Source organism: Stenotrophomonas lactitubi (assembly GCF_002803515.1).
In the GTDB taxonomy this organism is placed as follows: domain Bacteria; phylum Pseudomonadota; class Gammaproteobacteria; order Xanthomonadales; family Xanthomonadaceae; genus Stenotrophomonas; species Stenotrophomonas lactitubi.
This window is the reverse complement of record NZ_PHQX01000001.1, coordinates 490451-516792: the sequence shown is the minus strand read 5'-3', so window position 1 is coordinate 516792 and position 26342 is coordinate 490451. Positions and strand designations below refer to the sequence as shown.

At 66.9% G+C, this 26342-nt stretch carries 28 protein-coding genes; 19 read left to right on the top strand and 9 right to left on the bottom strand.

What is annotated here, in order from left to right; translation table 11 throughout:
* Positions 1-21: 21 nt before the first annotated feature.
* Positions 22-807, bottom strand: a complete 786-nt coding sequence (locus CR156_RS02450; RefSeq protein ID WP_100551774.1) for a dienelactone hydrolase family protein — start codon at positions 805-807, stop codon at positions 22-24.
* A 129-nt stretch (positions 808-936) separates the two neighbouring features.
* Between CR156_RS02450 and CR156_RS02445 the strand changes: the two genes are divergently transcribed.
* Entirely contained in the window at positions 937-1524 is a 588-nt protein-coding gene (locus CR156_RS02445; protein ID WP_100551773.1) for an SMI1/KNR4 family protein, read from the top strand.
* A 112-nt stretch (positions 1525-1636) separates the two neighbouring features.
* Here the strand turns inward: CR156_RS02445 and murD are convergent, their stop codons facing one another.
* The 3 genes from murD to CR156_RS02430 all read right to left on the bottom strand — a co-directional run bounded on the left by murD (position 1637) and on the right by CR156_RS02430 (position 7064).
* Positions 1637-3046 (bottom strand): UDP-N-acetylmuramoyl-L-alanine--D-glutamate ligase, encoded by a 1410-nt coding sequence (gene murD / locus CR156_RS02440; RefSeq protein ID WP_100551772.1) that lies wholly within the window; start codon positions 3044-3046, stop codon positions 1637-1639.
* The gene (gene murL / locus CR156_RS02435) at positions 3027-4379 is read right to left on the bottom strand and encodes a UDP-N-acetyl-alpha-D-muramoyl-L-alanyl-L-glutamate epimerase (protein ID WP_100551771.1); all 1353 of its coding nucleotides are present in this window, start codon (positions 4377-4379) and stop codon (positions 3027-3029) included. The genes murD and murL overlap by 20 nt, the downstream gene beginning before the upstream one ends.
* 90 nt (positions 4380-4469) lie before the next feature.
* Positions 4470-7064 carry a bifunctional aspartate kinase/diaminopimelate decarboxylase gene (locus tag CR156_RS02430; protein ID WP_100551770.1) on the bottom strand — a complete coding sequence of 865 codons (2595 nt, stop codon included), beginning with the start codon at positions 7062-7064 and terminating at the stop codon, positions 4470-4472.
* 75 nt (positions 7065-7139) lie between these two features.
* On the opposite strand from CR156_RS02430, the gene CR156_RS02425 reads away from it, so the two are divergent.
* Together CR156_RS02425 and CR156_RS02420 are read left to right on the top strand one after the other, a co-directional pair.
* Positions 7140-8012: a PhzF family phenazine biosynthesis protein gene (locus CR156_RS02425; protein WP_100551769.1), complete on the top strand. Its 873-nt coding sequence runs from the start codon at positions 7140-7142 to the stop codon at positions 8010-8012.
* Positions 8013-8106: 94 nt separating this feature from the next.
* Positions 8107-8985 (top strand): PhzF family phenazine biosynthesis protein, encoded by an 879-nt coding sequence (locus tag CR156_RS02420; RefSeq protein WP_100551768.1) that lies wholly within the window; start codon positions 8107-8109, stop codon positions 8983-8985.
* A gap of 81 nt (positions 8986-9066) precedes the next feature.
* Here the strand turns inward: CR156_RS02420 and CR156_RS02415 are convergent, their stop codons facing one another.
* A complete protein-coding gene (locus CR156_RS02415; RefSeq protein ID WP_019659396.1) occupies positions 9067-9498 on the bottom strand; it encodes an OsmC family protein in 432 nt (143 codons plus the stop codon).
* Positions 9499-9868: 370 nt separating this feature from the next.
* Here CR156_RS02415 and CR156_RS02410 point away from each other — a divergent pair, with 370 nt between their 5' ends.
* The 4 genes from CR156_RS02410 (at position 9869) to CR156_RS02395 (ending at position 12148) form a co-directional block, all read left to right on the top strand.
* Positions 9869-10270: an HU family DNA-binding protein gene (locus tag CR156_RS02410; RefSeq protein ID WP_089239384.1), complete on the top strand. Its 402-nt coding sequence runs from the start codon at positions 9869-9871 to the stop codon at positions 10268-10270.
* 292 nt (positions 10271-10562) lie between these two features.
* Complete coding sequence (locus CR156_RS02405) at positions 10563-10871, top strand: DUF3861 family protein (RefSeq protein WP_089239382.1); 309 nt, start codon at positions 10563-10565, stop codon at positions 10869-10871.
* A gap of 56 nt (positions 10872-10927) precedes the next feature.
* On the top strand, positions 10928-11470 hold the full coding sequence (locus tag CR156_RS02400; protein WP_100551767.1) for a hypothetical protein: 543 nt from the start codon (positions 10928-10930) through the stop codon (positions 11468-11470).
* 81 nt (positions 11471-11551) lie between these two features.
* Entirely contained in the window at positions 11552-12148 is a 597-nt protein-coding gene (locus CR156_RS02395) for a DUF1439 domain-containing protein (protein ID WP_100551766.1), read from the top strand.
* A 101-nt stretch (positions 12149-12249) separates the two neighbouring features.
* On the opposite strand, the gene CR156_RS02390 is transcribed toward CR156_RS02395, so the two are convergent.
* Positions 12250-12792: a type 1 glutamine amidotransferase domain-containing protein gene (locus CR156_RS02390; protein WP_100551765.1), complete on the bottom strand. Its 543-nt coding sequence runs from the start codon at positions 12790-12792 to the stop codon at positions 12250-12252.
* A 172-nt stretch (positions 12793-12964) separates the two neighbouring features.
* Positions 12965-13432, bottom strand: coding sequence for an SET domain-containing protein (locus CR156_RS02385; protein ID WP_100551764.1), 468 nt, complete (start codon positions 13430-13432; stop codon positions 12965-12967).
* Between the two features lie 210 nt (positions 13433-13642).
* Here CR156_RS02385 and CR156_RS02380 point away from each other — a divergent pair, with 210 nt between their 5' ends.
* From CR156_RS02380 to CR156_RS02360, 5 genes are all read left to right on the top strand, one after another.
* Complete coding sequence (locus tag CR156_RS02380; protein ID WP_025873978.1) at positions 13643-14098, top strand: SUF system Fe-S cluster assembly regulator; 456 nt, start codon at positions 13643-13645, stop codon at positions 14096-14098.
* A gap of 18 nt (positions 14099-14116) precedes the next feature.
* Complete coding sequence (gene sufB / locus CR156_RS02375) at positions 14117-15592, top strand: Fe-S cluster assembly protein SufB (RefSeq protein WP_100551763.1); 1476 nt, start codon at positions 14117-14119, stop codon at positions 15590-15592.
* Between the two features lie 73 nt (positions 15593-15665).
* A complete protein-coding gene (gene sufC, locus CR156_RS02370) occupies positions 15666-16430 on the top strand; it encodes a Fe-S cluster assembly ATPase SufC (protein WP_100551762.1) in 765 nt (254 codons plus the stop codon).
* On the top strand, positions 16430-17692 hold the full coding sequence (gene sufD / locus CR156_RS02365) for a Fe-S cluster assembly protein SufD (RefSeq protein WP_100551761.1): 1263 nt from the start codon (positions 16430-16432) through the stop codon (positions 17690-17692). The genes sufC and sufD overlap by 1 nt, the downstream gene beginning before the upstream one ends.
* Positions 17689-18945, top strand: a complete 1257-nt coding sequence (locus tag CR156_RS02360; RefSeq protein WP_100551760.1) for a cysteine desulfurase — start codon at positions 17689-17691, stop codon at positions 18943-18945. The genes sufD and CR156_RS02360 overlap by 4 nt, the downstream gene beginning before the upstream one ends.
* 14 nt (positions 18946-18959) lie before the next feature.
* Here the strand turns inward: CR156_RS02360 and CR156_RS02355 are convergent, their stop codons facing one another.
* Entirely contained in the window at positions 18960-19610 is a 651-nt protein-coding gene (locus tag CR156_RS02355) for a transposase (protein ID WP_100551759.1), read from the bottom strand.
* A gap of 171 nt (positions 19611-19781) precedes the next feature.
* A complete protein-coding gene (locus CR156_RS02350) occupies positions 19782-20282 on the bottom strand; it encodes a hypothetical protein (RefSeq protein ID WP_133120037.1) in 501 nt (166 codons plus the stop codon).
* 94 nt (positions 20283-20376) lie between these two features.
* On the opposite strand from CR156_RS02350, the gene CR156_RS02345 reads away from it, so the two are divergent.
* The 7 genes from CR156_RS02345 to CR156_RS02315 all read left to right on the top strand — a co-directional run bounded on the left by CR156_RS02345 (position 20377) and on the right by CR156_RS02315 (position 26294).
* Positions 20377-20916: a GNAT family N-acetyltransferase gene (locus CR156_RS02345; RefSeq protein ID WP_100551757.1), complete on the top strand. Its 540-nt coding sequence runs from the start codon at positions 20377-20379 to the stop codon at positions 20914-20916.
* Positions 20913-21245, top strand: a complete 333-nt coding sequence (locus CR156_RS02340) for a non-heme iron oxygenase ferredoxin subunit (protein WP_088101588.1) — start codon at positions 20913-20915, stop codon at positions 21243-21245. The genes CR156_RS02345 and CR156_RS02340 overlap by 4 nt, the downstream gene beginning before the upstream one ends.
* A gap of 161 nt (positions 21246-21406) precedes the next feature.
* Positions 21407-21811: a hypothetical protein gene (locus tag CR156_RS02335; protein ID WP_100551756.1), complete on the top strand. Its 405-nt coding sequence runs from the start codon at positions 21407-21409 to the stop codon at positions 21809-21811.
* A gap of 154 nt (positions 21812-21965) precedes the next feature.
* Entirely contained in the window at positions 21966-24248 is a 2283-nt protein-coding gene (locus CR156_RS02330) for a TonB-dependent receptor (protein ID WP_100551755.1), read from the top strand.
* A 70-nt stretch (positions 24249-24318) separates the two neighbouring features.
* Positions 24319-25038 (top strand): tetratricopeptide repeat protein, encoded by a 720-nt coding sequence (locus CR156_RS02325; protein WP_089239358.1) that lies wholly within the window; start codon positions 24319-24321, stop codon positions 25036-25038.
* 10 nt (positions 25039-25048) lie between these two features.
* Positions 25049-25726, top strand: a complete 678-nt coding sequence (locus tag CR156_RS02320) for a Fe2+-dependent dioxygenase (protein WP_100551754.1) — start codon at positions 25049-25051, stop codon at positions 25724-25726.
* 172 nt (positions 25727-25898) lie between these two features.
* The gene (locus CR156_RS02315) at positions 25899-26294 is read left to right on the top strand and encodes a hypothetical protein (RefSeq protein WP_100551753.1); all 396 of its coding nucleotides are present in this window, start codon (positions 25899-25901) and stop codon (positions 26292-26294) included.
* The last annotated feature ends 48 nt before the right edge of the window (positions 26295-26342 follow it).

Genomic DNA, 26342 nt, shown 5'->3' with positions numbered 1-26342 from the left:
GGTGCCGACCGTTGGTCGGCACTACATGAAGCGCTCCTCGAAGAACTCATCCAGCGCCTTCCAGGCACGCTTCGCCGCACGCTCGTTGTACTGGCAGCCCGGCGGGCTGTTGGCATCACGCTCGGCAAAGCAGTGCACCGCACCGCTGTAGTTGGTGAACTCCCAGTCCACCTTGGCCGCATCCATTTCCTTCTGGAAGCTGCCGATATCCTCCGCGGTCACGCTCTTGTCGTCGGCGCCATTCAACACCAGCACCGACGGATGGCTGCCACCGGCCTGCGCCGGCAAGGGCGACCCGAGCCCGCCATGCAGGCTGACCACGCCCGCCAGCGGCGCACCGGCACGGGCCAGTTCCAGCACCGTGGTGCCACCGAAGCAGAAGCCCACCGCGCCGATCCGGCTGGCGTCCAGCGGTGCCTTGCCCGCCTGCGCCTTCAGCACGTTGACCGCCTCCAGCGCCCGCGCCCGCAGCAGCGGCCGGTCATTGCGCAGCTTGGTCGCCACCGGACCGGCCTCGGCATCGGTCTTCGGTCGCACGCCCTTGCCGTACACATCGGCCACCAGCACCACGTAGTCATCGCCAGCCAGCTGCTTGGCCTTCTCGATGGCCGATTCGTTCACGCCCTTCCAGTTCGGCACCATCACCAGGCCCGGGCGCTTGTCGTTGTCGCCATCGTCATAGACCAGCACGCCACTGAAGGTCGTGCCCTGGTGCTTCCACTCCACCGGATGCGTCTTCATTGCTGCAAACGCTGGCATCGCCGCCAGCCCCAGTACCATCGCCACGCCGCAACGCCAACGGTTCATGCGCCTGCTCCAGAAAAAGGGGACGGAGGGGATTAAGCCGTAATCGCCCCTCCCGCGTCGCATTCTGCATTGGCTGCGTGACGCAGGTGTGGTTGGATACCACCTGATCCCCTCCGCCCCCTTTTCTGCATGAACCCTGTCGAACGCTTTCTCTCCGGCCTGATCCCGCGCTTGCCCGAAGACGATGCCCCGCACTGGGCATGGACCGAAGGCGCCAGCGACGCCGATCTGCAACGCCTGCGCGCGCAGTGGCCGCAGGTTCCCGCCAGCCTGGTCGAGCTGCTGTCGCGCGTGGACGGCACGCATTTCCGCGAGTACCCGAAGGGCGAGGTCTGCGTGCTGATGCTGGGCTCGGACGTGGGCGACTATCCGTACTACCTGCGCTCGGTGGCGCAGATCTTCGAAGACCAGCAGCAGTGGGACGACAGCATCCGCTCCATCTACGAAGAATGGCTGGATGAAGAACCGGAGATCCTCGGTGCCGGCATCGATGCCGACCTGCCGATGAGCCGTCGCCTGTGCTTCTCGCACTGCATGAACAACGGCGGCACCTCGATGCTGTATCTGGATTTCGATCCCGCACCCGGCGGCAGCGTTGGTCAGGTGGTGCGCTACCTGCACGACCCGGACAGCTACGTGGTGATCGCCCCCAGCTTTGATGCGTACCTGCAGCAGCTGATTGATCGCGATTACGCGTTCATCAACGAAGACGAATGAAGGCAGCCGAGCGTGGGCTCGGCTCTACAGTAGATCCACGCCATGCGTGGATGGATTCACGCGGTATCCCGTTGGGGTCAGAGCCCTTTCCTGCGGAAAGGGATCCGACCCCTCAGGCGATCCCGATCCCCGGAATCGCGCTGATCGTGTCCGGGTCGAACCCGGCCAGTTCGGCGAAATGCCGCCCACGTGCAACGTAATCGCGGTAGGCGCCATAGCTCGGCGCCCCCGGCGACAGCAGCACCACCCCACCCTGCTCGCCCAGTGCGCGACGCGCCAGCGCCATCGCGTCGGGCAGATCGGCAGCAGCATGCAGACCGAAACGGCCGGCGTCGGCCAACGGCTGCAGCATCGCGTGGATGCGCGGGCCGTTGCTGCCCATGGTCACGATCTCCACCGGCGGCACGTCGTGCGCCATGTGCTGCATGAAGTCGGTCCAGTCCAGGCCGCGATCATGCCCACCCACCAGCAGCGCGATGCGCTGGCCGGCGAAGCACTCCAGCGCCGCCAGGCTGGCATGCGGCGTAGTGCTGATCGAATCGTTGATGTAGGTGAGGCCATCGGCCTCGCCAATCCGCTGCAGGCGATTCGGCAGCGGCCGGAAATCCTGCACGGCCGGCGCCAGCGCCACCGCATCCAGGCCCATCGCCTCCAGCGCGGCCAGCACCGCGCACAGGTTGCCGCGGTTGTGCCGGCCCGGCAGTGGCGTGTTGCGGGTATCGAACACCGCCTGCTCGCCGCGATGCACGATGTCGCCGCGCATATGCCAGCCCTGCGGTTGGTTGAACCAGACCACCTCGCTGGCGGGCAGCGTCAGCGCGGCCAAGTGCGGGTCTGCAGCATTGAGCACGGCAACGCGCGGCGCGGCCCCGGTCACCAGCTGCAGCTTGTCTTCGATGTAGCGCTGCTCGCTGCCGTGCCAGTCCAGGTGTTCCGGGAACAGGTTCAGCACCACGGCCACCTGCGGGTGCGCACCACTACGTGCGACCTCGCCGGTCTGGTAGCTGGACAGCTCCACCGCCCAGTACGCGGGCGCCGGTTGCGGGTCCAGCACTTCCAGCAGCGGCAGGCCGATGTTGCCGACCAAGCCGGTGCGATGCCCGGCTGCGCGCAGCAGATGCGCGACCAGCGCGGTGGTGGTGCTCTTGCCCTTGGTACCAGTCACGCAGATGGTGTCGCGCACGGTGCCTTCGGCATCGGCATGTTCGGCGAACCACAACGCCGTGCCACCGATGAAGACGGTGCCCTGCCCGGCCGCCGCCAACGCGATCGGCAGATACGGGCTGATCCCGGGCGACTTGATCACCACGTCGAATGAAGCCAGCGCTTCGGCCGTGGGTTCGCCGCGTACATCCAGCACGCCCCGTGTTTCCGCACGCGCCGCCTCGACCTCGGTGGCCGGGCAGAACAGGCTCAGGCCAAGCGATGGCAGGCGCGTTCGCAGCACCGCAAACGCGGCACGCCCCTCACGGCCCCAGCCCCACAGCGCTACGCGCTTGCCTTCAAGCTGCGAAATCTTCACGCACCCGTTCCCACAGCGTCGCCGGAATACGATGTTCGCCCTGCAGCTGCATCAACGGCGCCAGCTCCAGTTCGGCCGCATCCAGCTGCGGCCGGATTTCATTGCAGAAGCGCTTCACCAGCACGTCTTCCTTCCACTCCGGGCGCTGCGCCAGGGTTGCCATCGCCGCACGCGATTCGCGGCCTTCGCCTACGCATTCGAAGGGCTTGTGGTCCTGGAATTCCAGCAGCGCGTCGAAGCCACCGGCCTGCTCGATGTCGTCCAGCAGGTTGCGGCCGAAGATGCGCACCAGGCGGGTCTTCGGCATGAACGGGGCCAGCGCCAGGAACACGAAGTGACACTTCGGGCAGACGCCGCACCAGCGGTTCACCGGGCGCTCGCCAAGGATGTGGAAGTTGCGGTTGCAGCTGGAGAAATGCGCGTCGTAGAAATCGCTCTTGGCGAACTGGCGCGCCACCGCCAGCTCCGACATCGGCCGCAGCAGCGAGTAGTACTGCAGATCAGCGGCCACCTGTTCCTGCACGTACATGCCGAAGGCCTGCTCGAACGCCCAACCCTTCGACCACTGGTGGTTGACCTCGCCGGTGCCCGGAATCTGGCTGCCGTAGCTGGCCGAACGTTCGTTGGAGAACACCACCTGGTCCACGCCCTGCAGCACTGCAGCCAGCACCATGATCGCCGAGTTCACCGCGGTGACCGGGATGTGGCCGTTCCAGGCGCCTTGGCGGTTGAGCTCGAACAGTTCCGGCGCCAGCGCGCGACCGAGGTTCAATGTCGGCAGCCCGGTGCGCTCGGCACAGGCACGGATCAACTGCGAACCACCAATCCAGGTCACCGTCTCGTCCACGCCGGCGCGACGCAGCGCTTCAATGCTGACCAGCGAATCCTTGCCGCCACCGATGGCCACCAGCGCATGCGCCTGCAGGCCCAGCACCGGTGCCTGCACCGTTTCGCCCTGCACCGGCAGGCGGAAGCGCCCACGCAGGTTCAGGCCGTTGCGGTAGGCGAACTCACCCAGGCCGTTGAGGTAGATGGTCTCCACCAGCGCCGCGGTATCGGCATCGATGCTGTAGCTGTCGATGCTGACCGTATCGGGCACACCGGCCTTGTAGTAGCTCACACCGGCAATCAGGTGCAGCAGCCGCAGCGCGCGCTGCACGGCGTCGGCACGCGCCGGCTCCAGCACGAACGGGGCGCCGGGCACGGTAACGGTTTCCACCATTTCCGGGCCGTCATCGAAGGCGTAGACCAGCTTGGCCACGCCGGTGTCCGCGGCGAATTCACAGCGAACGAAGCGGAAGCGGGAAACCTGGTGTTTATCGAAAGCAGTCATGGTGAATCCAGTTCAAGCACGGTCAGGCACGTGCCCGCGCGCAGGCGCGGGACGTGTCGGTGGGCGGGTGCAGGGCGCGGAAGGCGGCGATCATTCGATCACGTCCTCGCGCGGCATCGCCCGTTGGTTGTAGGTGTTGGACATCACATAGCCGTAGGCACCGGCGTCGGCGATCAGCATCACATCGTCCGGCGCGGTCGACACCGGCAGCTTGCGGCGCTTGCCGAACACATCGCTGGATTCGCAGATCGGGCCGACCACATCGAACGCCGCTTCGGCGTAACCGCCTTGGCGGCTGAGGTTCTCGATGTCGTGCCAGGCGTCGTACAGGGCCGGGCGCATCAGCGTGTTCATGCCGGCATCCAGGCCGACACGGCGCACGCCGTCCTTTTCCACCACCTGGGTGGCGTGGGTCAGCAGCACGCCCGATTCGGCCACCAGGAAGCGGCCCGGCTCGATCGCCAGGCGGAACGCCGGATGCAGCGCCTTGACCTCGGCCAGGCCCTCGGCCCAGGCATCCAGGTCGAACGGCTCGTCTTCGTCGCTGTACGGAATCGGCAGGCCACCACCGATGTCGATGGTCTGCACGCTGCCGATACGGCGCGCGAAACCGGCCAGCTCATCGCACATCAGGCGCCAGTGCTGGGCGGTTTCCACGCCGCTGCCAAGGTGCGCATGCAGGCCGACCACGCGGGTGCCCAGCTCGGTGGCCGCGCGCACGAACTCGTCCACGCGCGCGATCGGCAGGCCGAACTTGGATTCCTTGCCACCGGTGCGGACCTTGGCGTGATGGCCTTCGCCACGGCCCAGGTCCACGCGCAGCCACAGCTCGCGGTTGCGGAACAGGTCCGGCCAGCGCTGCAGGGCTTCGACGTTGTCGACAGTGACGGTCACGCCCAGCGCGAACGCCGCTTCGTACTCGCTGCGCGGGCAGAAGCTGGGGGTGAACAGCACGCGCTTGGGCGACAGTTCCGGAATGGCCTGGAACACATGCTTCAGCTCACCGTGCGACACGCACTCCAGGCCGAAACCTTCGGCTTCCAGCAGCTGCAGGATGGCCGGATGGCTGTTGGCCTTGATCGCGTAATAACGCTGGTCGATCGGCTTGATCGCCGCCAGCGCACGGGCACGTGCCCGTACCGTCGGCAGGTGGTAGACGTAGCGCGGGGTGCCGGCATCGGCCAACTGCAGCAGATGCGCTCGCTGGCCACGCCACCATGGCGTACCGCGCGGGCGCACGGTGCCGGCGATTTCGCGCCAGCGCGGGCCGAACACTTCGGTCTCTTCCACCGGCATCGCGCCGCTGTCGATCAGTTCGGCGTGCAGGATCGGCAGCAGGCCGTCAGCATCGGCCTCGTCGATGACGAAGGTCAGGTTCAGGTCGTTGGACGACTGCGAAATCATGTGCACGCGCTCACGACCGAAGGTCGCCCACACGTCCGACAGCTTGTGCAGCAGCGAGCGCATGCCCAGGCCGACCAGAGTGATCGCCGCGCACGGCACGATCACCTTGACCTTGCAGATCTGCGACAGGTCGGCCGACAGCGCGGCCAGCACATCGGTGTTGACCAGGTTCTCGGACGGGTCCAGCGACACGGTGACGTTGGTCTCGGCCGAACCGATCAGGTCCACCGACAGGCCGTGCTTCTTGAACAGGCCGAACACATCGGCGAGGAAGCCGACCTGCTGCCACATGCCGATGCCTTCCATCGACACCAGCACGATGCCGTTGCGGCGGCTGATCGCCTTCACCCCCGGCACCGGCGCGGCGTTGCCGTCGATGCTGGTACCCGGCAGTTCCGGGCGCTCGGTATCGAGGATCGCCATCGGCACGCCGGCATCGCGGCACGGCTTGATCGAGCGCGGGTGCAGCACCTTGGCACCGGTGGTGGCGATTTCCTGCGCTTCGTAATAATCCAGGCGGGTCAGCAGGCGCGCGTCCGGCACGTCCTTGGGGTTGGCGCTGAACATGCCCGGTACATCGGTCCAGATCTCCACGCGGCTGGCGCCGAGCAGCGCACCGAAGTACGCCGCCGAGGTATCCGAACCGCCGCGGCCGAGAATGGCCGTGCCACCGTCGGCATGACGCGAGATGAAACCCTGGGTGATCAGCAGGCGCGTGGGCTGCGCGCGGAAGCGCTGCGCCCATTCTGCATCGGCACGCCACTGGCAGTTCACCGACAGGCGCTGCGACCAGTCGCTCTGGTTCGGCTGCGGCGGCAGCGCGTCCAGCCACTGGCGCGCATCCATCCAGCCGAAATCCAGGCCGCTGGCGCGCAGGTAGGCCGCGCCCAGGCTGGAAGACAGCAGTTCACCCTGGCCCAGCACTTCGGCCTGCCAGTCCAGCGGACGGTTGGGCGCACGCGGGTCGTCCAGCAGGCCCTGCAGTGCGGCCAGGCGCTCGGCCAGCACCTCGGCGCCCAGGCCCAGTTCTGCCAGGAAGCCCTGGTGGCGTTCGACCAGCGCCGCCACGCGATCGCGGCTGTCCGGCGCGCCATCGGCAATCGCGGTCAGTTCGTTGGTGACCCCGGACAGTGCCGAAACCACCACCAGCACGCGCGATCCGGTCTCTTCCGCCCGTTTTTTCGCCAGCTTCCCGATCGTGTCCCAGCGGTGGCGACGCGACACCGAGGTGCCGCCGAACTTCAGTACGATCCAACGATCGACAAGGGGGGAAGCTGACATGGATAGGCTATGTGTAATGTGGGGAAGCCGCCCTTGGGGGCGGAACCTTCGATTCTAAGCCCAATACACCCGTCAATGACCGCCTACCGCTACCTGCAGCTCGATGTCTTCGCCCATCACCCCGGTACCGGCAACCCGCTCGGTGTCGTGTTCGACGCGGATGGGCTGTCCACCGACCGCATGCAGGCCCTTGCTGCCTGGCTGAACCTGTCCGAGACCGTGTTCTTCCTGCGCCCCACCGATGCCGGCGCCGACTACCACATCCGCATCTTCACCCCTGCCAGCGAGCTGCCCTTCGCCGGCCATCCCAGCGTGGGCGCCGCCTGGGCCGCGGTCACCTGCGGCCTTGTGCAGCCACGCGACGGGACCCTGGTACAGCAGTGCGCGGCCGGCCTGCTGCCGGTGCAGGTCGCCGGCCCGGCCAACGCGCCCACCATCCGGCTGGCCAGCCCAGCGGCGCGCCTGCTGCCGACAGCACCGGGCGCCGTCCCGGAAGTGCTGCGCGCCGTCATCGCCGAGGGCCAGGGCGCCGAACTCTGGGAAAACGGCCCGCGCTGGTGGCTGCTGCCGTTGCGCGATGCCGACGCCGTACGCACGCTGGTACCGGACATGGCGGCCCTGCGCGACTGGAGCATGGCCACCGATGCGCTCGGCGTAGCGGTGTTCGCGCTCGAACCCGGTGCCGACCATGATCTGGTGGTGCGTGCGTTCTGCCCTGCCGATGCGCCCAACGTACCCGAGGATCCGGTGACCGGCAGCGTCAACGCGCTGATCGGCGCCTGGCTGCGGCAGCGCAATGCCCTGCCCGGCAAGAACGGGAGCTATGTGGCCAGCCAGGGCCGCGAGGTCGGTCGCGACGGCCGCGTCCAGATCACCGTCGACGCGCAGGGCACGGTATGGATCGGTGGCCAGGTGCAGCCGGTGATCGACGGCCACATCCGCGGGTAGCGCCGGGCCACGCCCGCCGGCCTGCTGCGCTGCGCGCTCGCGGGGCATGGCCCCGCGCTACCCTATGCGGCCTGTTTCCTGGAGTTCCCGCCTGATGTCCGCACGCCGTTTCCTGCAGCTGGATGTGTTTTCCCCGCGCCCGGGCGCTGGCAATCCGCTGGCTGTCGTGCTCGATGCCGAAGGCCTGGACGATGCAGCGATGCAGGCCATCGCCCGCTGGACCCGCCTGCCCGAAACCACCTTCGTGTTCCCGCCACAGGCGCCCGGCAGCAGCTATCGGCTGCGCATGTTCAGCCCGCAGAAGGAAGTGCCGTTCGCGGGCCATCCCAGCGTCGGCACTGCCCACGCGGTGCTGCAGGCAGGCATCGCCGTGCCGGTTGACGGAGTACTGGTGCAGGACGGGATCGCCGGGGCGTTGCCACTGCGCGTGACCGGCGAAGGCGCCCAGCAGCGCATCGCGATCCGTACGCCGCGTGCACAGCTGGCCGAGACCGCGGTTGCCGACGATCCGCGCCTGCAGCCCGCCCTGCAGGGCTGGCCGCTGGGTACGCTGCCACCTGCGCGCATGCAGGGCGGTCGAAGCTGGTGGGTCGTGCAGGTTGCGGACGAAGCCGCGTTGCGCGCCCTGCGCCCCGATTGGGACGCGATCGCCACGCTGGCTGAATCGACCGACAGCATGGGTGTGTTCGCCTATGCCTTTGCCGATGGCAGCGACGGTTACGACCTGGCCGTACGCGCCTTCGTCGGCAATGGACGCCGCTTCGAGGATGCCGCTTCGGGCGCGGCCAACGCCGTACTGGCGGCCTGGCTGGATCTGCGTGATGCCCTGCCGCGCGGCCGCCAGCCCTTCGAAGTCAGCCAAGGCCGCGAAGTCGGCCACGATGCGCGCCTGACCCTGCTGGTCGACGAAGACGGCGAGGTCTGGTCCGGTGGCCAGGTGCAGACGGTGATTTCCGGCACCATCGACTGGTGACTGCCCGTACGAGGTAGCGCCGGGCCATGCCCGGCGTCTTTCCGCTGCGCTCGCCGGGCATGGCCCGGCGCTACCACCTTCTCAGCCCAGCTCGGCTTCCAGACTGATCGGCACTGCGCTCAGTGCCTTGGAAACCGGGCAGTTCTGCTTGGCGTCATCGGCGATCGCGCGGAATTGCGTCGCATCGATTCCTGGCACCACCGCCTTCACTTTCAGCCGGATCTGCGACAGCTGCGGGCCGCCTTCCATCGACAGGTCGACCTTGGCTTCGGTATCCAGCGAGGTCGGGGTGAAACCGGCTTCGCCCAGCTTGGCCGACAGCGCCATGGTGAAACAACCGGCGTGCGCGGCGGCGATCAGCTCTTCGGGATTGGTGCCCTTTTCATCACCGAAACGGCTGTTGAAGCCATAGCGGGTTTTGTCCAGCAGGCCGCTCTGTGGCGTGCTCAACTGGCCCTTGCCCGACTTCAGGTCGCCTTCCCAATGCGCGGTAGCGTGTCGCGAGATTCCCATGTCCTGCTCCGTTGTGGCTGCGATGAACCGATACCCTGGCACGCACCACGTTAGCCCTGCGTCGCTCCGCCGCATGCGCCGCGCCTGTCCCGAGCCAGCGAGTGGACACTTCTTCGCCACCAACCCGGCGATTTTTCCCTTGTTTTCAGTCATTTCGCCAACACGACCGCAAACACGGACACTGCGGTGCAGTGCACCACGACACCCATTTCCCGCACGACCGGCCATGTACTGAATCGGCCTGGATATGAAAAAACATGCACTTTCAGCGCTCCAGGCTATTGGCGGCGCCCAAGAGTTGCCCTACATTGCGCTTGCCGACGGGGTTCGGCGCCGACCAAACAACCAACCGTTCACGGAACAGGAAACCATGGCAAAGACCGCTAAGAAGGCTGCCCCGAAGAAGGCAGTGAAGAAAGTCGCGACGAAGGCTGCCGCCGCCAAGCCGGCCGCTCCGAAGCCGATCAAGGAAGTGCTGACCAAGTCGGGCCTGGTTGCACACATCGCTGAAGTCTCCGGCGTTGTCGCCAAGGACGTCCGCGCTGTGCTGGCCTCGCTGGAAGGCGCTGTCGCCGCTTCGGTGCACAAGAAGGGCGCAGGCTCGTTCACCCTGCCGGGCCTGCTGAAGATCAGCACCGTCAATGTGGCAGCCAAGCCGAAGCGCAAGGGCATCAACCCGTTCACCAAGGAAGAGCAGTGGTTCGCCGCCAAGCCGGCCACCACCAAGCTCAAGGTTCGCCCGCTGAAGAAGCTCAAGGACGCTGCGCTCTAAGCGCGCGCCCTGCAGCGGATACCTGACGGGACGGCCTTGGCCGTCCCGTTTTTTTTGCTCTGCTCTCCAGTAGATCCACGCCACGCGTGGATGCTCTACTCTGCGACCCCGCAACACAGCGTTTCCCGCGCCCACGCAATCACCCGCACAGGCCCGCCGCCCATGGCCGCGCCGCTGTTTTTCCAGTGCAGGAACGAACCGGGTGGAACACTGCGTGCAGCCCCGGCCATCGCCGACGGCCAATGCCTTGCCTATGGTGGACACATTCCTCCCCACCAGCGCGAGCACCCCCATGGCCAGCCCCTCCACCCGCTACCGGATCTCGGTGACCCCGATCGAAAAGGACGGGCACCAGTGCACCGGGCGCTGCACCATCGAACTGGAACACCGTGCCAGCCGCGACCTGATGCGCCTGCTGGAATCAGCCCCGCGCACGGCAGGCCTGAGCGGCGACGAACGTGCCACGCTGGTGGTGGCCACCCAGCTGCTGCGTGACATCGTGCAGCGCCATGCAGACACCGACGGCCATGCACTGGCAGCGATTTCCGCACAGGTGCTGCCGGCATTGGATGCGCTGGAGCAGCTTCCCTCTTCGCGCTGAGTCGGCCCCGGCCGCTACACTGCCGCCTTCCAGGTCGCCTCGGGGAGGAGGCAGACATGCGCGGTTCTCTTTACCTGCTGATCCCGTTGCTTGCGGTGGGGTGTTCCAACCCGACCCCTCCAGCCGACTCCACCACGTCGGACTCGGCCCCCGCTGCACCCCCCCCTGCCGTGCCAACGACGAAGGCGGCATCGGAGGCAGCTGCCGTCGACGCGATCGCCATCGACCCGCTGTATGGCGCCGTTGCCATCGGCAGCGAATCGCCCGCAGCGATGCTCAACCGCTACATGCTCGACCTGCTCAACCAGAACAAGGCGCGCAGCGATGCGGCCTGGGCCTATGCCCCGGCCGACCCGCGTCACGCTGACGACGCCGTACTGCGCCTGCTGCCCGACGTGCGCAACCTGCGCCTGGACAGTGATGTGGCGCTGCCACGCGACGATGCGCAGCCACCGCGCCTGCTGGAAGTGCCGGTGAAGATCCGCGCGGTGACCGCCAACGGCACCTTCCGCTATCACGGCTGGTACCGCGTGCAGCCCAGTGCCGACGGCCGCGCCTGGCAGATCCAGTCGGCCAGCCTGCAGCCAACGCTGGACTGAACCGTTGCAGCGGTGTGTACCCGCGATTCAGCGGGCAAAGCTACTCTGTAGGCCTCTTCGATCCTTCTTCCGGTCACCGCCATGCGCCTGCGTTCCCTGATGACCCGCCTTGCCGCCTCGACCGTGCTGATTGCTGCCGCGATCGGCGCGCAGGCCGCCCCTTCGATCTCCGGTCGTGAACTGGCGGTTGGCGCCAGCGACGTGCAGCAGTATCTGGACGGCAGCTTCCCGCGCACCCAGGACGCACTGGGCGGCCTGATCGCGCTGACCATGAGCCACCCGCAGCTGAGCCTGCCGGCAGGCGAGCGATTGAACCTTGGCATGGACGTGGCGCTGGCCACCGCGGGCGGCAACCCGGCCAAGCTGGGCACGGTGAAGCTCAGCAGCGGCCTGCGCTATGACGCGCAGACCCAGGGCTTCCACCTGCAGCAGCCGACCGTAGATGATTTCACCCCGGCCAACCAGGGCGGCCGTCTCGACTCGCGTACCCGCGGCCTGCTGAACGCATGGCTGAGCGACTATGCCCAGCGCGAACCGATCTACAAGCTGGACCCGGCCGTGGCCGGCCTGCTCGGCGCTCTGCAGGTGCAGTCGGCGCAGGTGAAGAACGGCAAGCTGGTGGTGACCTTCAACCAGAACCTGGGCAACCTGGTGCCGGCCGGCGTGCTCGGCCAATAGGCCCCCGCCAGATACGGTAGCGCCGGGCCATGCCCGGCGGCTTCTGCCATTTCCGCGCTTCGCGCTCGCCGGGCATGGCCCGGCGCTACCGCATCAAAACATCACGCCGCCAGCGCCTTCACCACCGCCTCGCTGAAGGCCGGAATGTCTGCGGGCTTGCGGCTGGTGATCAGGTTGCCGTCCACCACCACTTCCGCGTCGCGCCAGCGCGCGCCGGCATTGGCCAGATCCTGCTGCAGCGACGGCCACGAGGTTACCTCGTGCCCCTTCGCCAGCCCGCTGTTGATCAGCAGCCAGGGGCCGTGGCAGATCGCCGCCACCGGCTTGCCGGCCTCGGCCATGCTGCGGATGAAATCCAGTACTGCTTCGTTGGTGCGCAGGGTATCCGGATTGATCACGCCACCGGGCAGTACCAGCGCATCGAAGCGGCCGGCATCAGCGCCATCCAGCGGCTGATCCACGGCGACCGAATCACCCCAGTCCTTGTCCTTCCAGCCCTTGATGCTGGCCTCTTTGGCCGGCGACACCACGCTGACGCGCGCGCCCTCCGCTTCCAGCAGGTGCTTGGGCTCGATCAGTTCAGACTGCTCGAAACCATGCGTGGCGAGAATGGCGATCTGCTTGCCGCGAAGACGCTGTGCCATGTCGTGCTCCAGATAGGGGGGAGCGGACAGGGTGGGCGAAAGCGCATTGAACCACGGTGACCCGGCCGTGCACGGCAGGTGCAGAAACGCCCGGGTAGCGCCGGGCCATGCCCGGCGGCTTCTCATTCCGCCCGCGCTTCACGCTCGCCGGACATGGCCCGGCGCTACCGGATCAGCGCTTGGGCTGCAGCATCGTGCCGGTGCACTTGGGCGAACCGCAGCGGCACTCCCAGATCTTCTTCAGCTTGGCCGTATGCCGCTCGGCCAGGGTGATGCCGTAGTTGTAGGTCAGTTCTTCGCCCGCCTTGATATCGCGCAGCGCCTCGATGAACACCTTGTCGCCGCGGGTGTCACCGTCCTCGTTTTCCTCGATCACCGCCTCGCAGTTCGGGTCGCAGCTGTGGTTGATCCAGCGCGCGTCGTTGCCCTTGTAGTTGGCATCGATCACCCAGTCGTCGTTGAGGGTGAACAGGAAGGTATGGCCGCTTTCCACATCGCCACTGTCATCGGCATCGACATCGCCGTGGCTGCGCAGCAGGCCCTTGTACTGGATCACGCGCTCGCCCTGCTTGATCGGGGCCACGGAAAACACACCGTTGCCGTGGATGGCGGACTTGCGGGCTTGGATCTTCTTGGGCATCGGCAAGAGACGTTTGCAGCGAAAGGAACGTTGATTCTCGCCCATTCCGGGTGATTGCGAAAATCACCCCCATGCCCCAGCATGTCGCCCCGTCGGCCGCCCTCGGCCGCCGACCTGCAGCCGGCCCCAAGCGCCCGCTGAATGGCCGGGTTGGATGCCGGCGAATAAAAGCGTACAATTTCAGTCCGCTTTAAGAACCACTCGCATCCCATGTTGCGCGTCACCAAGCTCACCGATTACGCCACCGTCGTACTGACCGTGCTCGCCGCCCGTCCGGGCGAGGTGCTCAGTGCCACCGAGCTGGCCGAATTCACCGGTCTGGAGCCGCCCACCGTCAGCAAGGTGCTCAAGCCACTGGCCCAGGCCGGCCTGGTCGAAGGCCTGCGCGGCGTCCGCGGCGGCTACCGGCTGACCCGCCCATCGATCGAGATCTCGCTGTTTGAAGTGGTTGAAGCCATGGAAGGGCCGTTGGCCCTGACCGAGTGCAGCCACGACCACCACCAGTGCGGCATGGCGCCCAAGTGCGGCGCACGCAGCAGCTGGCGGCTGATCAACGACGTGGTCTCCGAGGCCCTGCGCGATGTCAGCCTGGCGCAGATCCTGCCCCCTCTTCCCCTTGTCGACGAAGAACAGCGCCGCACCATCGCTGTCGACGTCGTCTCCTGATCCGTAGGCAGCCCCCCCATGGCCACCGAAACCATCGAAACCGTCGCCAGCGACGACACCCCCAACCGCGAGATCCATGAGCAGCTCGGCCGCAAGTATTCGGCCGGCTTCATCACGGACATCGAGTCGGACTCCCTTCCCGCCGGCCTGGACGAGGACACCATCCGCGCCCTGTCGGCGAAGAAGGAAGAGCCGGAATGGATGACGCAGTGGCGCCTGGACGCCTACCGCCACTTCCTGACCATGCCGATGCCGAACTGGGCCAAGCTGCAGATCGCCCCGATCGACCTGCAGGCGCTCAGCTACTACTCCGCGCCGAAGGGCCCGAAGTACGCCTCGCTGGATGACGTGCCGAAGGAACTGCTGGACACCTACGACAAGCTGGGCGTGCCGCTGCACGAACGCGCCAAGCTGGCCGGCGTGGCCGTGGATGCGGTGTTCGATTCGGTCTCCGTCGGTACCACCTTCCGCAAGGAGCTGGCCGAGAAGGGCGTGATCTTCTGCTCGATGTCCGAAGCCATCAAGGAACACCCGGAACTGGTGCGCCAGTACCTGGGCACCGTGGTGCCGGTGGGCGACAACTATTTCGCCGCGCTCAATTCGGCGGTGTTCTCCGATGGCAGCTTCGTGTTCATCCCCAAGGGCGTGCGTTGCCCGATGGAACTGAGCACTTACTTCCGCATCAACGCCGGCCACACCGGCCAGTTCGAGCGCACGCTGATCATCTGCGAGGACAAGGCGTACGTGTCCTACCTGGAAGGCTGCACCGCGCCGATGCGCGATGAGAACCAGCTGCACGCCGCGGTGGTCGAGCTGGTGGCGCTGGACGATGCCGAGATCAAGTACTCCACCGTGCAGAACTGGTACCCCGGCGACGAGAACGGCGTCGGCGGCATCTACAACTTCGTCACCAAGCGTGCCGAATGCCGTGGCGCGCGCAGCAAGGTCACCTGGACCCAGGTCGAGACCGGCTCGGCGATCACCTGGAAATACCCGTCCTGCGTGCTGCTGGGCGACGACTCGGTGGGCGAGTTCCACTCGGTGGCACTGACCCACCATCGCCAGCAGGCCGACACCGGCACCAAGATGATCCACGTCGGCAAGCGCACCAAGAGCAAGATCATCAGCAAGGGCATCAGCGCCGGCCGCGGCCAGAACACCTACCGCGGCCTGGTGAAGGTCGACCGCAATGCCGACGGCGCGCGCAACTACACCCAGTGCGATTCGCTGCTGATCGGCAAGCAGTGCGGCGCCCACACCTTCCCCTACATCGAGGTGAAGAACCCGGGTGCCACCGTCGAGCACGAGGCCACCACCTCGAAGATATCCGACGACCAGCTGTTCTACTGCCGCGCCCGTGGCATCAGCCAGGAAGACGCGGTGTCGATGATCGTCGACGGCTTCTGCAAGCAGGTGTTCCGCGAACTGCCGATGGAATTTGCAGTGGAAGCCAAGAAGCTGCTGGAAGTCTCGCTGGAAGGTTCGGTGGGCTGATCGCCCGCCCTGCCCTCGCACAACGCATTCTTTTTACCGGCGGGCCCCGGCCCGCACCACGGAAACCCCCACCATGCTGAAGATCGAAAACCTCCACGCCCGCATCGGCGACAAGGAAATCCTCAAGGGCCTGTCCCTGGACGTGAAGCCCGGCCAGGTGCACGCCATCATGGGCCCCAACGGCGCCGGCAAGTCCACCCTGGGCAATGTCCTGGCCGGCCGTGACGGCTATGAGGTCACCGAAGGCAGCGTGCAGTTCGAAGGCGTCGACCTGCTCGACCAGGACCCGGAAGCGCGCGCCGCTGCCGGCCTGTTCCTGGCGTTCCAGTACCCGGTGGAAATCCCCGGCGTGAACAACACCTACTTCCTGCGCGCCGCGCTCAACGCCCAGCGCAAGGCACGCGGCGAGGAAGAGCTCGATTCCATGCAGTTCCTCAAGCTGGTTCGGCAGAAGCTGGCCGTGCTGCACCTGAAGGACGAACTGCTGCACCGTGGCGTCAACGAAGGCTTCTCCGGTGGCGAGAAGAAGCGCAACGAGATCTTCCAGCTGGCCGTGCTTGAGCCGAAGCTGGCGATCCTGGACGAAACCGATTCGGGCCTGGACATCGATGCGCTGAAGAGCGTGGCCGACGGCGTCAACGCGCTGCGCAGCGCGGACCGCTCGTTCCTGGTCATCACCCACTACCAGCGTCTGCTGGACTACATCAAGCCGGACGTGGTGCACGTGCTGGCCGATGGCCGCATCGTCAAGAGCGGTGGCCCGGAACTGGCGCTGGAACTGGAAGCGCACGGCTATGACTTCCTGAAGGACCGGGTCGTGCCCGAGGCGGCGGTCTGATGAGCGCCCTGCTCGACTCCATGGCCCAGGCCTTCTGCGGCAGCGATGCGCGCCGCGAAGTGCTCGACAGCGTGCTGCGCGACGGCCTGCCCGGCGCACGCAGCGAAAGCTGGAAGTACACCTCGCTGCGCCAGCTGGAGCGCCGCAGCTTTGCGGCCGCACCGTTGACCCCGGCGCTGCTGGATGCCGCCGTGCTGGAGGACATCCCGGCGCCGCGCCTGGTGTTCGTCAATGGCCGCCTCAACGACGCGCTGAGCGACGTGCAGGGCCTGCCGGCCGGCGTGCAGCTGGAAACGCTGTCTTCCGCACTGGCCGCTGGCGAGGATGCCGTACGCTTCCTCGGCCGCCGCTATGAGCGCAGTGACGAAGTATTCGCCCGCCTCAACGCTGCCCTCGCCGATGAAGGCGTGGTGCTGCGCGTGGACGACGGCGTGCAGGTCGAGGTGCCGCTGCAGCTGGTGTTCGCCAGCGTCGCCGGCGACACCGACCTGGCCTGGCATCACCGGCACCTGATCGAACTGCGTGCGGGCGCCAGCCTGGGCGTGGTCGAGCATCGCTTCAGCGTGGGTGACTCGGCGCATCTGGACAACACCGTGCTGCACGCCCACGTCGCCCACGACGCCGTGCTCAAGCACGCCCGCGTGCAGGCTGGCAGCGCGCGCCAGACCAGCTTCCTGCGCACCGACGCGGTACTGGCCAAGGACGCGCAGTACCACCGCGTGGACCTGGAGCTGGGCGCCGCACTCAGCCGCCACGAACTGAACGTGCGTCTGGAAGGCGACAACGCCCAGTTGACCGCCAATGGCGTGCTGCTCGGCAACGGCCGTCGCCACGTCGATACCCGCCTGGGCATCGACCACATTGCCCGCGACACCAGCGCCGAGCTGCAGTGGCGTGGCGTGGCGGCCAATCGCAGCCGCGTGGTGTTCCATGGCGGCATCCAGATCCGTGCCGGCGCCGATGGCACCGACGCCAACCTGTCCAACAAGAATCTGCTGCTGTCGGCCGACGCCGAAATCGATACCCAGCCGACGCTGGTGATCGACGCCGACGAAGTGAAGGCCGCACACGGTGCCACCGTCGGCCAGCTCGACGCCAACGCGCTGTTCTACCTGCGCTCGCGCGGCCTGCCGCAGGCCCAGGCGCAGGCGCTGCTGAGCGCCGCGTTCTGCCACGAGCCGCTGAAGGTGCTGCCGGAAGCGCTGCGCGAGCAGCTGGCACGTCGGCTGGACAAGGCACTGGCCGAGGCGGGCGTGGCATGAACCTGTCCACCCCGCGACCGATCGAAGCACCCGCCGACGCCCCCGACTGGGCGCGCGTGCGCCTGGACTTCCCGCTGCTGATGCGCGAAGTGCACGGCAAGCCGCTGGTCTATTTCGACAACGCCAACACCGGCCAGAAGCCGGTGCAGGTGATCGGCGCAGTGGACGAGTTCTACCGTCGCTACAACGCCAACGTCAGCCGTGCGGTGCACGCGCTGGGTACCGAGGCCACCGACGCCTACGAAGGCGCACGCAACAAGCTGGCCCGTTTCCTCAACGTGCGCAGCAATGATCTGGTGCTGTGCAGCGGCACCACCTTTGCCATCAATCTCGTTGCCTACTCCTGGGCCCTGCCGCGACTGAAGGCCGGTGACGTGATCCTGGTTTCGCGCATGGAACACCACGCCAACATCGTGCCGTGGCAGCTGGTCGCCCAGCGCACCGGCGCGACCATCCGCGTGGCCGAGATCACTCCCGACGGCGCGCTGGACCTGGACGCGCTGCGCGCGGCGATGACCCCCGAGGTCAAGCTGCTGGCCGTGGCCCATGTCTCCAACGTGCTCGGCACCATCAACCCGGTGCGCGAGATCTGTCGCGAAGCGCGCAAGCGCGGCATCGTCACCGTGGTCGACGGCTCGCAGGCCGCACCGCACCGCAAGGTCGATGTCACCGCGATCGGCTGCGACTTCTACGCCATCACCGGCCACAAGATGTGCGGCCCGACCGGTACCGGCGCGCTGTGGGCGCGTCGCGAGCACCTGGACGCGATGCCACCGTTCCTGGGTGGCGGCGAGATGATCAAGGAAGTCAGCTTCGACGGCACCGTGTTCAACGATGCCCCGCACAAGTTCGAAGCCGGCACCCCCAACATCGCCGGCTTCATCGGCCTGGGCGTGGCGGCGGACTATCTGCAGAACGTCGGTCTGGACCACGTGGAAGCGCGCGAAGCCGAGCTGCTGGCGCACTTCACCGAAGAGCTGCGCCGGGTCGATGGCCTGCGCATCATCGGCGAGGCACCGGAAAAGGCAGCAGTGGTGTCGTTCCTGATCGACGGTGCGCACGCGCACGACCTGGCCACGCTGCTGGATCTGGAAGGCGTGGCCGTGCGTTCGGGCCAGCACTGCGCGCATCCGCTGCTGCAGTACTACGGCGTGGCCGCGACCTGCCGTGCGTCGTTGGCGTTCTACAACACGCATGAAGAGATCGAGCGGTTCATGGTGGCGTTGACGAAGGTGCGGAAGTTGCTGGGCTGAGACCTCAGCCGGGGTCAGATCCCTTTCGCACCGCGAATGGGCTCTGACCCCATCAGCACCCCAACCAATCGCCGCTGCGACTGCAGCGCTCCACGTATCTCCGCCAGATCACCCGCAGGAACACCCTGCTCGATGAACTCGGCGTAGCGCCTGCGCCGCTCATCCACATCAGCCGCAATCAACTCGAACGCCGAATGCGGCACGAGAAGTGCATTCGCCCTGCCCTCCGCGTTTGCCCGATAGCTCGACCAGCGATAGTCCCCGGGATGCGCCACCATCCCCGCACGCACCGGATTGAGCTCGATGTACCGCTGGCAGGCAAGCAGGTAGCGATCCGTGTCCACCAGGGTCGAGTGAAAACGCCCCTCCCACAGAGTTCCCGTGCGGCCGTGCCGATCATTCACACGGCGCACGTAGGCACGATTTACCGCCTGCATCATCCGCGACAGCCCGCCGGCTGCCTCGGGCGTCACCAGCAGGTGCACGTGGTTGCCCATCAGCACGTAGGCGTGGACCCGGCATTGCTGCAGGTCTGCGTGATGACACAGCAGGCGCAGATAGGCGACGCGGTCGCCATCAGCGAGGAACACCCCTTGGCGATTGTTACCGCGCTGGACGACATGTTGTGGGTAGCCCGGTGCATCGATGCGACGCGGCCTGGGCATGAGCGTCTCCGGAAGCCAAGGGGTCAGAGCCCTTTGCTGCGCAAGAGGATCTGACCCCGAGCATCTGCCAACGCGGCGCGCCTGACAGTCGGGCTGTCGCCCTTTCCGGCGTCGGGGATTGGGGTCAGATCCCTTTCGCATCGCCAAAGGGCTCTGACCCCTACCACCCAATCACTCCTGCAACCGCCGCACCGACGACACGCACAGCTCGGCCGGCCACTTGCCTAGATGCCCCTTGCCGCTCTGCGCATCCGGTCGTGCCGCCGACACGATCCCGGTCATTTCAACGGCCTGCTCCGTCGGCAGCGTCATCGGCGCGATGCCCTCCACCCAGATGCCGTCCGCCGCCCACGGGTCACGTACCGGAGGCCCCGGATGCAGCGCCGACATTTCCCAGCCATCGACGTAGGCGCCACGCACCTTCACCGCGCGGCCCTGGTAGCGGACCGGGTGCGCACGCAGTTCCTCCAGCGCGACCGGCAGTGCACGTGCCGGATTGAACCTGGGGCAAGCAAAACTGTTGAAGGAAACGTCCCGGCCCGCGACGGAGACATCCTGGCGCACAAGCAGGATGGACATCACCACGACCACACCGAGCGTTACGACCCTCACAGCCACGCCACCTTGCCTGTCCACTCGTGCCTCCTGCGGGAAAGCGGTGAGCTGCAGCATAGCCGGTGCCCGGGGGTCAGAGCCCTTCTGCGCGACAGAAGGGATCTGACCCTGACCCATTTGCGAGCGCCCAAGCCCCACCTAGAATAGCCGCATGAGCACCCTGACCTTCCGCGCCGCCACGTCGGCCGACATCCCCGCCCTGATCACCCTGGTCACCTCGGCCTACCGCGGCGACGCCAGCCGCGTTGGCTGGACCACCGAAGCCGACCTGCTGGACGGCGCCCGCATCGACGCCGAAGGCATCCAGGGCGACCTGGACCGCCCGCGCTCGACCATCCTGCTGGCCGAACGCGACGGCCAGCTGGTGGCCTGTGCCCACGTCGCCGATGTCGACGGCAAGGGCTACTTCGGCATGTTCTCGGTCGATCCCAGCCAGCAGGGCGGTGGCGTCGGCAAGCAGTTGATGGACGCCGCCGAAGCCCATGCCGCGCAGGAATGGAACGTGCCGGTGATGCAGATGACGGTGATCGACGTGCGCGACGAACTGATCGCCTTTTACGAACGCCGCGGTTACCAGCGCACCGGCATCAAGAAGCCGTTCCCGTACGGCGACGAACGCTTCGGCATTCCCAAGCGCGACGACCTGCGCTTCGAGATCCTGGAAAAGCCGTTGGCCGGAGCCACCGCGTGAGCGAGGCCTGGACCTTTGTCTGCGCCGGCGCCGAACTGCTGCCCGGCGAAATGAAGAGCGTTTTCGACGAGGTCACCGGCACGCCGATCGTGGTGTTCAACCTCGACGGCGAACTGTATGCCCTGGAAGACCAGTGCACGCATGAAGAGTTCGAGCTGTCCTCGGGCGAGTTCAACACCACCGAAGGCAGCGTGGAGTGCGTGCTGCACGGCGCGCGCTTCGACGTGCGAGACGGCCGCGCCCTGTGTGCGCCGGCCTATACGGCGGTGCCGAAGTTTCCGGTGAAGCGCGAGCACGACGCGGTGTGGACCCGCGACGACCGCGATTGAAGTCCAGGGCATCCACCATGGGGTGGATCTACTGGCGGGCACCTGGAGGGCCTTTCAGGGGCCCTGCGGGCCACCCGGAACCGGATGCCGGGCCCGCACATGCGAATCATTATCGTTGATGTTATCCTACGTAACATCTTCGTAACGCCCCTGCCCGCGCCATGGCTTCGTCCGCGCCCATTGCCACGCTGTGCCAGCTCGCCCGTCAGGGGTGGCCGCTGCTCGTGGCCGCGCTGCTGACGCTGCTGTTGGGCTGGTCGGCGTTGCATGAAGGACGCGGTGGCCGCGCCGCCAACGCAGGCTGGCAAGCGCTTCTGCACGATATCGAGCAGGTCGCTCCGCTACCGGCGCCTTCCGGCGATGAATGCCCGCACCACGCCGCCCCCGCCCCGGAACCTCCGGTGGATGGTGAAGGTGGCACGCCCTGCGCCGGCACTGCCCTGCCGCGTGCCGCGCTGGTGGCGCATATCCCGCTGTGGCACTCCGATGCCCTGCGCTGGCAGCTGCACGACCCCTCGCTGCGCCTGAATCCCGGCCACGCACCTCCGGCACCGCGCGCCATCTGAGGCGCCCTGCGGCCGTTGCCGTGCGCCTGATTGCGTTTCCGGCCAGCCGAGCATGGCTCGGCTCTACAGAACCCACCTCCTGCCTGTCGCCGCGCGGCCAACCGTGCTGGCCGGCCCTCGCTCATTCCCTCTCCAAGCCACCGCCAACCTACCCATGACCCACATCAAGACCCGCAAGTACGCACCCCGCGTTTCGGTACTGGCCACCGCCACGCTCGCCGCCGGCTTCGCGCCGCTGGCGGCACAGGCGGCCGACGACGCCGGCGCCAGCAAGGCCACCGAACTGGACAAGGTCCACGTGCGTGGCAGCTGGTTCAACCCGTCCTCGCCGAAGTTCACCGCCGCCCTGCTGGACACCCCGAAGTCGGTCTCGATCGTCTCGGAGAAGCTGATCGCCGAAACCGGTGCGACCAACCTGCAGGATGCGCTGCGCATGGTGCCGGGCATCACCTTCGGTGCCGGCGAAGGCGGCAACCCGACCGGCGACCGCCCCTTCATCCGCGGCTTCGACTCGCAGAGCAACATGTTCGTCGATGGCCTGCGCGACGTCGGTTCGCAGACCCGCGAAGTGTTCGACCTGGAGCAGGTGGAAGTGGTCAAGGGCCCGAGCTCGGCCTACGGCGGCCGTGATTCCGGTGGTGGCAGCCTCAACCTGGTCAGCAAGACCCCGAAGCTGAAGAACGAGACCACTGCCAGCATGGGCATCGGTACCGACAGCTACGCACGTGGCACCGTGGATGCCAACTACGTGCTGGGCGATGGCATCGCTGCGCGCCTGAACCTGATGAAGCACGAGTCGGACATCGCAGGTCGTGACGCGGCCAACGTCAGCCGCTGGGGCATCGCGCCGTCGATCGCGTTCGGCCTGAACGGTCCGGCGCAGCTGATCGCCAGCCACTACCACATGCAGAGCGACGACCTGCCCGACGCAGGCGGCTTCCCGTACGGCAACCCGAACGGCGCACCGGTGTCGAAGTGGGTCGACGGCCGCCCGATGGTGCCCGACCGCAACAACTACTACGGCCTGGTGGATCGCGATTTCCAGCGCACCCGCGCCGACATCAGCACTCTGGACGGCAGCTACGACTTCGGTGGCCACAAGCTGCGCAACATCGCGCGCCTGGGCAACACCAGCAACGATTACCTGTGGACCCAGCCGGACGACAGCCAGGGCAACCCGAACAACTACGGCACTTTGTGGCGCCGTACCAACAGCCGCGCCGTCGACGTCAAGAGCTTTGCCGACCAGCTGAGCCTGACCGGTGCGTTCCAGACCGGTGCGCTGAAGCACAGCTACAGCGCCGGCCTGGAATACAGCGATGAAAAGATGACCCGCGGCAGCTACCTGATGACCCCGGGCACCAACAACCCGCTGACCAACAGCAGCAAGTGCCCGACCACCGGTGCCGCCACCGGCTACAACTGCACCAGCTTCGACAACCCGAACCCGAACGATCCGTGGGCGGCCACCCATGCGGTGTACCGCAGCGACAAGGCGCTGGACGTCGAGCAGCGCACCAAGACCAAGTCGGCCTACCTGTTCGACACCATCGAACTGAACGCGCAGTGGATGATCAACGTCGGCCTGCGTTACGACGACTTCTCCACCACCCTGACCACCCCGGTGGCCGGCAAGGCGCCGACCCGCGTGCGCAACGACAATGACTTCCTGAACTACCAGGCCGGCATCGTCTTCAAGCCGGCTGCCAACGGCAGCATCTACCTGTCCTACGGCACCTCTTCCACCCCGCCGGGCATGGACGGTGGCGATGGTTCCGATGGCCTCAGCGCCACCGTAGCCGACCTCAAGCCGCAGGACACCAAGAACCTCGAACTGGGCACCAAGTGGGACCTGTTCGACAACCGCCTGAACCTGACCGCGGCGATCTTCCACACCGTGATGGACAACGCGCGCGTGACCGTGGACAACGGCACCAGCCAGAACGCCGGCAAGAAGGAAATCAACGGCGTGGAACTGGGCTTCACCGGCCAGCTGACCGACGCCTGGAGCCTGTACGGCGGCTACACCTACCTGGATTCGGAACTGAAGGACAACGGCTTCGTCTGCGCCGTGTCCGGCCGCACGTGCCCGTCCAACGTCTACGTGCCCTCGCCGTACAACGGCAACGTGTTCCCGAACACCGCCAAGCACAGCGCCACCCTGTGGACCACCTACCGCTTCCCGTTCGGCCTGACCGTCGGCGCCGGCGCCAACTACTCCGACAAGCAGTACGGTGATGTGGCCAACACCAAGTGGATCCCCAGCTACACCCGCTTCGATGCGATGGCCAGCTACGCGATCCAGGACAACATCAGCCTGCAGTTGAACGTGCAGAACCTGACCGACAAGACCTACTTCACCAAGGCCTATGCGTCGCACTACGCGAGCATCGCCCCGGGTCGTTCGGCCACCCTGGCACTGAACGTGAAGTTCTGATGTAACCCGCAGCACCCACACGGCGGCAGGATCTCCTGCCGCCGTTTTTGTTTCCGGCGATACTCCGCGCATGGCTTCCAACACCCCGTTTGATTCCGACGCCCTGGCAGACCTGCTGCTGCACGACCCGCAGGCCGCCTTCGCGCGCGTGCGCGATGCGGCACAGGCCGGGCAGGTCGAGGCGCAGCTGCTGCTCGCGCAGATGCACATGGAAGGCAAAGGCACGCCGGAAGACGCTGCTGCGGCCCTGCTCTGGTACGAGACCGCAGCCAACAACGGCGCGCCGATGGCGATGAACATGCTCGGCCGCTGCCATGAACTGGGCCAGGGCACCACCGCCAATCCTTCGCTTGCCGCGGTCTGGTACAGGCGCGCGGCCGACACCGGTCTGGACTGGGGCCTGTACAACCTGGCCAACCTGCTGGCCACCGGCCGTGGCGTGCCGCAGGACCGTGCACAGGCGCTGGCGCTGTATACCCGCGCGGCGCATCTGGGCCACGCCAAGTCGATGAACCTGCTGGCCCGACACCTGGAAGATGGACTGGACACCGGACGCGATCCGCAGGCCGCGCTGGCCTGGTATCGACGCGCAGCCGAGGCCGGCGATTTCCGCGGCCAGGCCAACTACGCCTCGATCCTGCTGCAGGCCGGTGAAATCGAACAGGCGGTGCACTGGCTGCGGTTGGCACTGCAGCACGGCAGTCCCGCTTTCATGGCGCATATCGTGCCCGAGCTCGCCGCCTCCCCCCATCCGCAGGTGCGCGCCCTGGTCGCACCGTCCGCTTGCTGAGGACTTCCGCATGCTGCTGCACATCCCCGACATCCTCAGCGCCGGACAGGTGGCTGATATCCGCCGCAGGCTCGATGCGGCAGACTGGACCGATGGCCGCGAGACTGTCGGCCACCTCGGCGCTCAGGCCAAGCACAACCAGCAGCTGCCGGAAGCTTCGCCGCTGCGCCGCGAACTGGGCGAGACCATTCTGGTCGCGCTGGCACGACATCCGCTGTTCTTCAGCGCCGCGCTGCCGTTGAAGTACCTGCCACCGCGCTTCAACCGCTACAGCGGCGGCGGCACCTACGGCTTCCACGTCGATGGCGCGGTGATGAACCTGGCCAACGGCGAGCAGCTGCGCTCGGACATCTCCTGCACGCTGTTCCTGTCCGACCCGGACGAGTACGACGGCGGTGAACTGATCATCAGCGACACCTACGGCGAACATGAAGTGAAACTGCCTGCCGGTGATCTGATCGTGTATCCCTCCAGCAGCCTGCACAAGGTCAACCCGGTCACCCGCGGTGCGCGCGTGGCCTCGTTCTTCTGGGTGCAGAGCATGATCCGCGACGACGTGCAGCGGCGCCTGCTGTGGGAGATGGATACTTCCATCGAGCGCCTGCGACAGACCGATGGCGATGCCGACGCGGTGCTGCAGCTGACCGGCGTGTACCACAACCTGCTGCGACGCTGGAGCGAGGTCTGAGCCGATCAGGCCACCCCTGCGACAACTTGGCAATCATTCTCATTTGCAACGGCTAACGGGTCTCATTACAATCACGCCCCGTTGACGCCGGATGTTCCGGCCAGCCAGGGATTTCCGCTTGCGTCGCCCGTTCCGCCCTCGCCCGCTTCGGCTTGTACAGCTCGGCACCGCCATGCGCGGCCGTCGGCCTGCGCTGGCCAGCCTGCTGGCGTGGGTGGCGATGCTGACGCTGTTGCTGGGCACCCTGCCGCTGCTACCCGTGGCTCATGCTGCTGCAACCCAGGCGCTGCAGCAGCCGCTGGAAGAGCGCGGCGGCGAAGCCCCCCTGCAGGAAGAAGCGCCGGCCAAGCTGCGGCGCTGCGCCTCGGCACCGGCCAAGTCCACCGACAAGCCGGCGCCGCCACTGCTGCTGGCCAGCCACTGGCTGCGTACCGAACTTGATCTGGTTCCCTCCGCGTCGGCTCCGTCCGGCGCGCGTTCGCACTGGCCGTTGGCCGCACCAGACATGCCCTGGACCGATGCGCCCGGGCGTCGCCAGCAACGCGGCCAGGCGCCGCCGCTCGCCTGATCCACGGCACGCTGTGACCGCCTGAGCGGTTGCATCGGCTCGCCGCTG

Excerpts from the sequence above, each read along its gene's own strand:
- CR156_RS02450 (WP_100551774.1), bottom strand. The coding sequence starts at position 807 with ATGAACCGTTGGCGTTGCGGCGTGGCGATGGTACTGGGGCTGGCGGCG.
- CR156_RS02445 (WP_100551773.1), top strand. The coding sequence starts at position 937 with ATGAACCCTGTCGAACGCTTTCTCTCCGGCCTGATCCCGCGCTTGCCC.
- murL (WP_100551771.1), bottom strand. The coding sequence starts at position 4,379 with ATGACTGCTTTCGATAAACACCAGGTTTCCCGCTTCCGCTTCGTTCGC.
- CR156_RS02430 (WP_100551770.1), bottom strand. The coding sequence starts at position 7,064 with ATGTCAGCTTCCCCCCTTGTCGATCGTTGGATCGTACTGAAGTTCGGC.
- CR156_RS02425 (WP_100551769.1), top strand. The coding sequence starts at position 7,140 with ATGACCGCCTACCGCTACCTGCAGCTCGATGTCTTCGCCCATCACCCC.
- CR156_RS02420 (WP_100551768.1), top strand. The coding sequence starts at position 8,107 with ATGTCCGCACGCCGTTTCCTGCAGCTGGATGTGTTTTCCCCGCGCCCG.
- CR156_RS02415 (WP_019659396.1), bottom strand. The coding sequence starts at position 9,498 with ATGGGAATCTCGCGACACGCTACCGCGCATTGGGAAGGCGACCTGAAG.
- CR156_RS02410 (WP_089239384.1), top strand. The coding sequence starts at position 9,869 with ATGGCAAAGACCGCTAAGAAGGCTGCCCCGAAGAAGGCAGTGAAGAAA.
- CR156_RS02405 (WP_089239382.1), top strand. The coding sequence starts at position 10,563 with ATGGCCAGCCCCTCCACCCGCTACCGGATCTCGGTGACCCCGATCGAA.
- CR156_RS02400 (WP_100551767.1), top strand. The coding sequence starts at position 10,928 with ATGCGCGGTTCTCTTTACCTGCTGATCCCGTTGCTTGCGGTGGGGTGT.
- CR156_RS02395 (WP_100551766.1), top strand. The coding sequence starts at position 11,552 with ATGCGCCTGCGTTCCCTGATGACCCGCCTTGCCGCCTCGACCGTGCTG.
- CR156_RS02390 (WP_100551765.1), bottom strand. The coding sequence starts at position 12,792 with ATGGCACAGCGTCTTCGCGGCAAGCAGATCGCCATTCTCGCCACGCAT.
- CR156_RS02385 (WP_100551764.1), bottom strand. The coding sequence starts at position 13,432 with ATGCCCAAGAAGATCCAAGCCCGCAAGTCCGCCATCCACGGCAACGGT.
- CR156_RS02380 (WP_025873978.1), top strand. The coding sequence starts at position 13,643 with ATGTTGCGCGTCACCAAGCTCACCGATTACGCCACCGTCGTACTGACC.
- sufB (WP_100551763.1), top strand. The coding sequence starts at position 14,117 with ATGGCCACCGAAACCATCGAAACCGTCGCCAGCGACGACACCCCCAAC.
- sufC (WP_100551762.1), top strand. The coding sequence starts at position 15,666 with ATGCTGAAGATCGAAAACCTCCACGCCCGCATCGGCGACAAGGAAATC.
- sufD (WP_100551761.1), top strand. The coding sequence starts at position 16,430 with ATGAGCGCCCTGCTCGACTCCATGGCCCAGGCCTTCTGCGGCAGCGAT.
- CR156_RS02360 (WP_100551760.1), top strand. The coding sequence starts at position 17,689 with ATGAACCTGTCCACCCCGCGACCGATCGAAGCACCCGCCGACGCCCCC.
- CR156_RS02355 (WP_100551759.1), bottom strand. The coding sequence starts at position 19,610 with ATGCCCAGGCCGCGTCGCATCGATGCACCGGGCTACCCACAACATGTC.
- CR156_RS02350 (WP_133120037.1), bottom strand. The coding sequence starts at position 20,282 with ATGCTGCAGCTCACCGCTTTCCCGCAGGAGGCACGAGTGGACAGGCAA.
- CR156_RS02345 (WP_100551757.1), top strand. The coding sequence starts at position 20,377 with ATGAGCACCCTGACCTTCCGCGCCGCCACGTCGGCCGACATCCCCGCC.
- CR156_RS02335 (WP_100551756.1), top strand. The coding sequence starts at position 21,407 with ATGGCTTCGTCCGCGCCCATTGCCACGCTGTGCCAGCTCGCCCGTCAG.
- CR156_RS02330 (WP_100551755.1), top strand. The coding sequence starts at position 21,966 with ATGACCCACATCAAGACCCGCAAGTACGCACCCCGCGTTTCGGTACTG.
- CR156_RS02325 (WP_089239358.1), top strand. The coding sequence starts at position 24,319 with ATGGCTTCCAACACCCCGTTTGATTCCGACGCCCTGGCAGACCTGCTG.
- CR156_RS02320 (WP_100551754.1), top strand. The coding sequence starts at position 25,049 with ATGCTGCTGCACATCCCCGACATCCTCAGCGCCGGACAGGTGGCTGAT.
- CR156_RS02315 (WP_100551753.1), top strand. The coding sequence starts at position 25,899 with ATGCGCGGCCGTCGGCCTGCGCTGGCCAGCCTGCTGGCGTGGGTGGCG.